Source organism: Massilia sp. CT11-108 (genome assembly GCF_047302915.1).
GTDB lineage: Bacteria > Pseudomonadota > Gammaproteobacteria > Burkholderiales > Burkholderiaceae_D > Telluria > Telluria orientalis.
Map to the genome: position 1 here is coordinate 1 of NZ_JBKYMO010000239.1, position 8757 is coordinate 8757.

Below are 8757 nucleotides of genomic sequence, written 5' to 3' on the forward strand. Positions count from 1 at the left end.
GCGAATACAGGACTTTCGCGCAGCCGGGCTGGGTCGCCCTCGGTGGCCACGGCCGCGCGAAAGTCCTGTATTCGCTCGCGCGCCTGCTGCAGAAGCACGCGCGCCTGTTCGCCGTGCTCGAGACGCTGGACAACGGCAAGACGATCCGCGAAACGCGCGACGCCGACCTGCCGCTGGCCGCCCGTCATTTCTACCACCACGCCGGCTGGGCCCAGCTGCAGTCGGAAGAATTCGCGGACTACCGCGCCGTCGGCGTCGTCGGCCAGGTCGTCCCGTGGAACTTCCCGCTGCTGATGCTGGCGTGGAAGGTCGCGCCGGCGCTGGCCGCAGGTAACACCATCGTGTTCAAGCCGGCCGAGTACACGTCGCTGACCGCCTTGCTGTTCGCCGAGATCTGCCAGCAGGCGGGCGTGCCGGCGGGCGTCGTCAACATCGTCACGGGCGACGGCCGCGTGGGCGAGGCGATCGTCAACCACCCGGGCATCGACAAGCTGGCGTTCACCGGCTCGACGGAAGTGGGCCGCATCATCCGCAAGGCTACGGCCGGCACCGGTAAAAAACTGTCGCTGGAACTGGGCGGCAAGTCGCCGTTCATCGTGTTCGACGACGCCGACCTGGATGCGGCCGTCGAAGGCCTCGTCGACTCGATCTGGTTCAACCAGGGCCAGGTCTGCTGCGCCGGTTCGCGCCTGCTCGTGCAGGAAAGCGTCTACCCGCGCTTCATCGAGAAGGTCAAGGCGCGCATGCAGAACCTGCGCGTCGGCTCGCCGCTCGACAAATCGAACGACATCGGCGCGCTCGTCGATCCGGTGCAGCAGCAGCGCATCCACGGCCTCGTGGAAGCCGCGCGCGCCGAAGGTTGCGAGATCTGGCAGCCGGCCGGTGAAACGCCGGTCGCCGGCTCGTGGTACCTGCCCACGTTGATCACGGGCGCGTCGACGTCGGCCACCGTGGCGCAGACGGAAATCTTCGGCCCCGTGCTCGTCGCATCGAGCTTCCGCACGCCGGGCGAAGCCGTGCAACTCGCGAACAACACCGTGTACGGTCTCGCGGCCTGCGTGTGGAGCGAATCGATCAGCCTCGCGCTGGACGTCGCCCCGCAGATCAAGGCCGGCGTCGTGTGGATCAACACGGCGAACCAGTTCGACGCAGCATGCGGTTTCGGCGGCTACAAGGAATCGGGCTTCGGCCGCGAGGGCGGCAAAGAGGGCATGGTCGAGTACCTGGTGCCGCTGGCGGAAGATGCGCGTCCGGCCGCACCTGTCGTCGCAGCTCAGTTGGAGCACAAAGGCAAAGTGAAGCTGGCGGGCGGCGACAGCCCGTTTGCCGTCGACCGCACCGCGAAGCTGTACATCGGTGGCAAGCAGGCGCGCCCGGACGGCGCGTACAGCCGCGCGATCCATGGCGCCGGCGGCGAGTTCCTGGCCGACGTGGGCGAGGGCAACCGCAAGGACATCCGCAACGCCGTCGAGGCGGCGCACAAGGCGTCCGGCTGGGCGAAAGCGACCGCGCACAACCGCGCGCAGGTGCTGTACTACATCGCGGAAAACCTGGCGATCCGCGCCGACGAATTCGCCGCGCGCATCTTTGCGCAGACGGGCGCCAAGGATGCGGCACGCGAAGTGCAGGCATCGATCGAGCGCCTGTTCTACTGGGCCGCATGGGCCGACAAATACGATGGCCTGGCGCACCAGCCGCCGATGCACGGCATCACCGTCGCGCTGAACGAACCGGTGGGCGTGATCGGCATCGTGTGCCCGAACGAGAACCCGCTGCTGGGCTTCATTTCGCTCGTCGCGCCGGCGCTGGCGCTGGGCAACCGCGTCGTGGCGGTGCCGTCGGAAGCGCATCCGCTGTCCGCGCTGGACCTGTACCAGGTGCTCGACACGTCCGACCTCCCGGGCGGCGCGCTGAACATCGTCACGGGCAGCCACGACGAGCTGGCCCGCACGCTGGCGTCGCACTTCGACGTGGATGCCGTGTGGCGCCACGATGGCTCGGCGGAAGGCTGCGCGGAAGTCGAGCGCCTGTCGGCCGAGTCGCTGAAGCGCACGTGGACGGGCGGCGCGAAAGGACGCGACTGGTTCGATGCGAAGCAGGCGGGCGGGCGCGCGGTGCTGCAGCACGCGAGCCAGGTCAAGAATGTGTGGATTCCGTACGGCGTTTGAGGCCCGGAACCCCGAGCCCGTCATTCCCGGGCAGGCGGGAATGACGTTTTGAAGACAGTATCCAAAACGGGATAAACCTATGTTCCTTCCCCAAGAAATCGTCCGCAAAAAACGCGACGGCGGCACCTTGACCGCGGAAGAGATCCGCTTCTTCGTGCGCGGCATCCCCGACGGCAGCGTCACCGAAGGCCAGATCGCCGCGCTCGCGATGGCCGTCTACTTCAACGACATGACGATGGACGAGCGCGTCGCGTTCACGCTCGCGATGCGCGATTCCGGCCAGGTCATGGAGTGGAAGTCGCTGGACCTGCCCGGTCCCGTCGTCGACAAGCACTCCACGGGCGGCGTGGGCGACGTCGTCTCGCTGATGCTCGGCCCGATGATCGCGGCATGCGGCGGCTATGTCCCGATGATTTCCGGCCGCGGCCTCGGTCACACGGGCGGTACGCTGGATAAATTCGATTCGATTCCCGGCTATTGCACCGTGCCAGATCCGGAACTGTTCCGCAAGATCGTCAAGGAAGTCGGCGTCGCCATCATCGGCCAGACCGCGCAGCTGGCGCCGGCCGACAAGCGTTTCTACAGCATCCGCGACACGACGGCGACCGTGGAATCCGTCGCCATGATCACGGGCTCGATCCTGTCGAAGAAGCTGGCGGCGGGCCTCGACGCCCTCGTCATGGACGTCAAGGCCGGCAGCGGCGCGTTCATGCCGACGTATGAAAAATCCGTCGAGCTGGCGGAGTCCATCGTCCACGTCGGCAACGGCGCCGGCACGCGCACGTCGGCGATCCTGACCGGCATGAACGAGTCGCTGTGCCCGGCGGCCGGCAATGCCGTCGAGGTGCGCGTCGCGATCGACTACCTCGCCGGCAAGTCGCGCCCGGCACGCCTGCACGAGGTGACGATGGCATTGTGCGCCGAGATGCTCGTCATCTCCGGCCTCGCCGCGACCGACGAGGCAGCGCGCGCCAGGCTGCAGCACGCGCTGGATTCGGGCGAAGCGGCCGAGCGTTTCGCGCGCATGGTCAAGGCGCTGGGCGGTCCGGCCGACCTGATGGACAATCCGGACGCGCACCTCGCGAAGGCACCGATCGTCGTGCCGGTGCCGGCGCTCGAATCGGGTTATGCGTACGCGACGGATTGCCGCGGCCTGGGCCTGGCCGTCGTCGGCCTGGGCGGCGGGCGTATCCGTCCACAGGATCCGATCGACTTCGCCGTCGGCCTCACCGACCTCGTCGAGCTGGGCACGCAACTGGAGGCGGGCCAGCCGCTGGCGCTCGTCCACGCACGCACGCGGGATGCCGCGGAACGCGCCGTGCGCGAAGTGCAGGCGGCGTACCGCATCGCGGCCGAACAGCCTGCCGCGCAGCCGATGATCTACAAAACGATTCGCCCATAAGACGACATCAACCGTCGCTCCCGCGCAGGCGGGAGCCCAATTCGTCGGCGTCTCGACTGCGCAAGCAACCTTGGGTCCCCGCTTTCGCGGGGACGACGTTCGGGAGTCCCCATGAAATACAAAAAACTGATAGCCGAAGCCCGCGCCGCGCGCGAACTGGCATATGTGCCTTATTCGCGCTTCAAGGTGGGCGCCGCGCTCGAGACGAAGGACGGCCGCGTGTTCCGCGGCTGTAACGTCGAGAACGCATCCTACGGCCTGTGCAACTGCGCCGAACGCACGGCATTCTTTTCCGCCATCGCCCACGGCTACGTGCCGGGTGACTTCACGGCGCTGGCCGTCATCGGCGACACGGATGGCCCCATCGCCCCGTGCGGCGCCTGCCGCCAGGTGATCCTGGAACTGGGCGGCAACGACTTGCCCGTCGTGCTGGCGAACCTGAAGGGCGACGTGATGGAGACGACCGCGGCCGCGCAGTTGCCGAACGCGTTCGGCGGGCGGGATCTCCAGAAGTCCTGAGCGCACGGTTCAGCGCCGTTTAAGGCAATCTTGCCCGGATGCTGTCAAACTTGAATTCAAGGACAGGCCCACAACATGTGGGCTATCCGACCATTCAATGGAGCAGATGTCATGAGCCCGCAAGATTCGCAGATGTTGCACGATTTCCTGAGCCAGTTGATCCAGGCCCGCGGCATCCAGAAAGACCCGGAAGCGGAGGCCCTGATCCAGCGCGCCGTGGCCCAGCAACCCGATGCTGCCTATCTGCTGGTGCAGAGGGCGTTGCTGCTCGAACAGGCGCTGAACAATGCCAAGGACCGCATCGCCGGGCTGGAAAGCCAGGTGCGTTCCGGTCAGCAAGGTGGTGACGGCGGTAAATTCCTCGACGCAAATTCCTGGGGCAATAGCGGCAGGTCGCAGCCGGCCCAGTCCTACCAGCGCGATACCCAACAGCCTTATCAATCCCAACCGCAATATCAGCCGCAGTATCAGCCGCAGTATCAGCCGCAGTATCAGCCGCAGTATCAGCCGCAGAATCAGCCGCAATACCAGTCGGCGCCGTCGTCCGGCTTCCTGCGTGGCGGCTTCGGCGGTACGCTGGGTTCGATCGCCGCGACGGCGGCCGGTGTCGCGGCCGGTGGCTTCCTCTTCCAGGGCCTGGAAAACATGTTCGGCCACCATGACCACGGCGGCAACCGCTTGCTGAACAGCGACGATCCGAGCAACAACCTGTTCAACGACCAGTCCGGCAGCGCGCTGGCGGACCAGGCGGGGCTGGGTGACGTGGACCGTGTGCTGGACAATGGCTCGTCGGAAGGGTTGTTCGACAGCAGCGTCGACAACGGCAGTATCGACGGCGGGCAGGGCTTTTTTGACGGGGATGGGTCGGACGAAGGCTTGTTCAGCTGATCACGAGTTCGTCAGGAACAGGTCTTCCGGCTTCCACGGATCATACGTCCCCACGTTCCACACGTGGCCCTCGAGGTCGCGGCACATGAAGCCGCGGCTCCCGAATTCCGTGTCGCTCGGTTCCTGCAGGATGATGGCGCCGGCATTGCGTGCGCGCTCGCACACGCGGTCGGCGTCGTTCACCTGCAGGTAGACGGTCTGGGTCTGGCGGCCCTTGATCTCGTCCGGCTGCACGAGCACCTTGCCATATTCTCCCTCGTCGCTGACCGAGCCCAGCATGATCATGCCGTCGCCGAGCGTCAGTTGTGCGTGGGCGATGGCGCCGTCGATGCCGGGTACGGCGACCTGGCAGGCGAAGCCGAAGACTTCGCACAGCCAGTCGATGGCGGCCGGGGTGTCGCGGTAGCGCAGGCAGGGGATGGCGATCGAGGGCATGGCGGTCTCCTATGGGATGGATTCACATCTGCTGGAACAGATTGCCGTGATTGCGGCTGACCTCGAGCTCGCCCGGATAGCCGCGCACCTTCAGCATCTGGCGTCCGCGCAGGTCGCGTTTCACTTCGGCGATGGCGTCCACGCGCACGAGCGTCGAGCGGTGGATGCGCCAGAACTCGTCCGGGTCGAGCTCGTCCAGCAATTCCTTCAGCGTCTTGCGGATCAGAAATTCGGCGGCGGCCGTCTGCACCCGCGTGTATTTTTCGTCCGACTGGAAGAACAGGATCTCGCGCGTGCTCACCATGCGCAGGCTCGCTCCGACCTGGGCCTGGATCCAGCGCAGGTAAGTCGGTTTGTCCGGCTTGCCCTTGTTCTCCAGCAGGGTGGTCAGCTTCGCCAGTTGCTGGCCGATGTCCTGCGGGGGCGCGGCCTCGGCCGACGAACGCTTGCGCAGGCGCGCCTGCAGCCGCGCGCACGTGGTCGCGAGCCGTTCGGCCGACACGGGTTTCAACAGATAGTCGAGCGCGCCCTGTTCGAAGGCGTCCAGCGCGTACTGGTCGTAGGCCGTGGCGAACACGATGTGCGACCGCTCGTACAGCCGCCGCGCCGCCTCGATGCCGGACAGGCCCGGCATGCGGATGTCGAGAAAGGCGATGTCGGGCCGGAATTGCTCTCCCAGCTCGACGGCTTCCACGCCGTTCGCGGCCTCGGCGACGATCTGCAGGTCCGGCCACGCCTGTTGCAGGCGCGCGCGCAGCAGGTCGCGCATCGGGGCTTCGTCGTCGGCGATCAGGGCGGTGACCATGTCAGGCATCCTCCATCATCTTGTAGGGCAGCCGGATCGTGGCGCAGGCGCCGCCGCCCGGCGGGGTCGAGATGTCCAGCGACGCTTCCGCGCCGTACAGCAGTTGCAGGCGCTCGCGGATGTTGGCGAGGCCGACGCCGTCGTCCGCGTGCGGGTCGATGCCGACGCCATCGTCGCACACTTCCACGTGCAGGTCAGCCCCCACCACGTGGGCGCGCACGGCGACGGTGCCGCCTTCGATCTTCGGCTCCAGGCCGTGCTTGATGGCGTTCTCGATCAGGGTCTGCAGCATCATCGGCGGAAACGGGGCGCTGCCGAGGAAGTCGGGCACGTCGAAGCGCACGTTGAGCCGTTCCTTCATCCGCGCCTGCATGATGGCAAGGTAAGCCCGCGACAGCTCGACCTGTTTGCCCAGTGTCGCGCCGCCGCGCTGGCGCATCTGCGGCAGGGTCGAGCGCAGGTAGTCGATCAGGTGGGCGTGCACGCGCGCCGCTTCCTTCGGGTCCGTCTCGATCAGCTGGCCGATCAGGGCCAGCGTGTTGAACAGGAAATGCGGTTCGACCTGGGCCTGCAGCGCGGCCATCTGCGCCTCCATCAGGCGGCGTTCCAGCGTGGCGACGTTGGCCTGTGCCGTCGCTTCGCGCGCCATCAGCTCCGCCTTGCGCTTGCCGCCCGCCAGCACCTTGACGGCGAACGAGATGAAGATGTACCAGAAACCCGGCTCGGGCGTGTTCACGAGCTGGAAGAAGACCACGACGAAGAACCACGTCAGGAACAGCTGGCGCCATTCGACGACGGCGAGCCAGTCGAAGAAGCGCCACCACACCTTGCTGGCTTCGTGGAAGGCGTCGCGTACGAAGTCGAGTACGCGGTTGATGTCGCTGGCGCGCATGATGCTCTCCTGCTTATTTCTCGCGGTGTGTGCGGCGGTGGTCCACGACGAATGCGCCGATGACCACCTTGATGCCCATGAACAGGACGAACAGGAACAATGCGAGCGGCAGGATGCTGATCACGAAGGCGAGGGCGATGCAGCACGCCAGCATCGCGGGCCACGGCATCACGGCGATGGCGCGCACGGTGCGGCGGCAGGCGTCGACGATGTCGCGGGCGAGGTCTTCCAGCGTGGCGCCGAAGCTGCGGTGGTAGGTCCTGGTCATGATGACTCCTTGCGGTTGGAATTTGTTTCGATGGAGTCACTCTACATCCCTGCAGGCATCGTGGCCACGGGGTACCGACGAACTGCCGAAAATGCGGGATGACTGGTCGTGCGGCCGGATGGACGGGAGCGTCTGGACCCCGTCGGTCCGGCGTAATATGATGTCGTCCATGAAACTTTTACGCCTGCCATGAGCCGCACCGGACGCCTGTTCCAATTGATGGACGCCCTGCGCGGCCACCGCCGCCCCGTGACGGCCAGCGCCCTGGCCGAGCGCCTTGGTGTATCGGAACGCACGATCTACCGCGACATCCAGACGCTCGTGCAACTGGGCGCGCCCGTCGACGGCTCGGCCGGTGTCGGCTACGTCTTGCGCACGGGCTTTTTCCTGCCGCCGCTGATGTTCGACGCCGACGAGCTGGAAGCCCTCGTGCTGGGCGCGCGCTGGGTGCGCCAGCAGGGCGATGCGGCGCTGTCCGACGCGGCCGACCGCTCCCTGGCCAAGATTGCGACGGCCACGCCGCGCGACCTGCGCGACCACATGGCCGAGATGAGTTTGTGGGTGCCGGCCTTTCCGGAAGCGGTGCCGGTCGAGGCGTTCATCCAGCCGGCGCGCGAGGCGATCCGGCGCCAGTGCAAGCTGCGCATCGCGTACCGCGACGAGCGCGACACGGCGACTGAGCGCATCGTATGGCCGTTCGCGCTCGCGTTCTTCGAGGGCAAGCGCGTGATGGCGGCATGGTGCGAACTGCGCGATGCGATCCGCCACTTCCGCGTCGACCGCATCGTCCGGGCCGAGCCGATCACGGAGCGCTATCCGTCGCCGCGGCACCAGCTGCTGCGGGAGTGGCGCAAGGCGTACGACATCCCCGAATACTCCTGACAGAATCTGTCAGTGGCCCGTCTTAACATCACCGCATCAACCAACCCTCAGGAGACGGCCATGCAGCTCTACTACAACCACTACTCGTCCAACACCCGCCGCGTGCTGCTGGCGGCCGACCACCTCGGCATCGAGTTCGACCTCATCCAGATCAACCTGGCCAGCCAGGACGACCGCCGCCGCCTCGGCGAGGTCAATCCGAACGCCAAGCTGCCCGTGCTGATCGACGGCGACTTCATCCTGTGGGAATCGTGCGCGATCATGCAATACCTGGCCGAGGGCACGCCCGGCCAGACCGTGTGGCCGCAGGAGCGCCGGGCGCGCGCGGACGTCAGCCGCTGGATGTTCTGGGCGTGCCAGCATTTCGCCCCGGCCATCGGCGTGTTCACGTGGGAACACCTCTGGAAGAAATTCGTCACGGGCCAGGACGCCGATCCGGCGGAAGTCGCGCGCGGCGCAGCCGACCTGGCCGAGGCGGCCCGCGTGCTGGACCAGCAC

At 66.8% G+C, this 8757-nt stretch carries 10 protein-coding genes; 6 read left to right on the forward strand and 4 right to left on the reverse strand.

Annotated elements, in window-relative coordinates; translation table 11 throughout:
• The 4 genes from ACEN88_RS18510 to ACEN88_RS18525 form a co-directional block, all read left to right on the forward strand.
• On the forward strand, positions 1 to 2168 hold a 2168-nt coding region (locus ACEN88_RS18510; protein WP_413341869.1), incomplete at its 5' end, for an aldehyde dehydrogenase family protein.
• 79 nt (positions 2169 to 2247) lie between these two features.
• A complete protein-coding gene (gene deoA / locus ACEN88_RS18515; protein WP_413341870.1) occupies positions 2248 to 3570 on the forward strand; it encodes a thymidine phosphorylase in 1323 nt (440 codons plus the stop codon).
• Positions 3571 to 3681: 111 nt separating this feature from the next.
• On the forward strand, positions 3682 to 4089 hold the full coding sequence (locus ACEN88_RS18520; RefSeq protein WP_413341872.1) for a cytidine deaminase: 408 nt from the start codon (positions 3682 to 3684) through the stop codon (positions 4087 to 4089).
• Positions 4090 to 4200: 111 nt separating this feature from the next.
• Positions 4201 to 4977, forward strand: a complete 777-nt coding sequence (locus tag ACEN88_RS18525; RefSeq protein WP_413341874.1) for a DUF2076 domain-containing protein — start codon at positions 4201 to 4203, stop codon at positions 4975 to 4977.
• On the opposite strand, the gene ACEN88_RS18530 is transcribed toward ACEN88_RS18525, so the two are convergent.
• From ACEN88_RS18530 to ACEN88_RS18545, 4 genes are read right to left on the reverse strand one after another with little or no spacing between them, the layout of a single operon-like run.
• Positions 4978 to 5412 carry a VOC family protein gene (locus ACEN88_RS18530; RefSeq protein WP_413341876.1) on the reverse strand — a complete coding sequence of 145 codons (435 nt, stop codon included), beginning with the start codon at positions 5410 to 5412 and terminating at the stop codon, positions 4978 to 4980. It lies immediately after the preceding gene.
• A 22-nt stretch (positions 5413 to 5434) separates the two neighbouring features.
• Complete coding sequence (locus ACEN88_RS18535; RefSeq protein ID WP_413341878.1) at positions 5435 to 6217, reverse strand: LytR/AlgR family response regulator transcription factor; 783 nt, start codon at positions 6215 to 6217, stop codon at positions 5435 to 5437.
• A 1-nt stretch (position 6218) separates the two neighbouring features.
• A complete protein-coding gene (locus ACEN88_RS18540; RefSeq protein WP_413341880.1) occupies positions 6219 to 7109 on the reverse strand; it encodes a sensor histidine kinase in 891 nt (296 codons plus the stop codon).
• A gap of 13 nt (positions 7110 to 7122) precedes the next feature.
• Positions 7123 to 7377, reverse strand: coding sequence for a hypothetical protein (locus ACEN88_RS18545; protein ID WP_413341882.1), 255 nt, complete (start codon positions 7375 to 7377; stop codon positions 7123 to 7125).
• A 189-nt stretch (positions 7378 to 7566) separates the two neighbouring features.
• Between ACEN88_RS18545 and ACEN88_RS18550 the strand changes: the two genes are divergently transcribed.
• Together ACEN88_RS18550 and ACEN88_RS18555 are read left to right on the forward strand one after the other, a co-directional pair.
• Positions 7567 to 8259 carry a helix-turn-helix transcriptional regulator gene (locus ACEN88_RS18550; RefSeq protein WP_413341883.1) on the forward strand — a complete coding sequence of 231 codons (693 nt, stop codon included), beginning with the start codon at positions 7567 to 7569 and terminating at the stop codon, positions 8257 to 8259.
• Between the two features lie 60 nt (positions 8260 to 8319).
• Positions 8320 to 8757: glutathione S-transferase family protein (locus ACEN88_RS18555; RefSeq protein ID WP_413341885.1), on the forward strand; the 438-nt coding region annotated here is incomplete at its 3' end.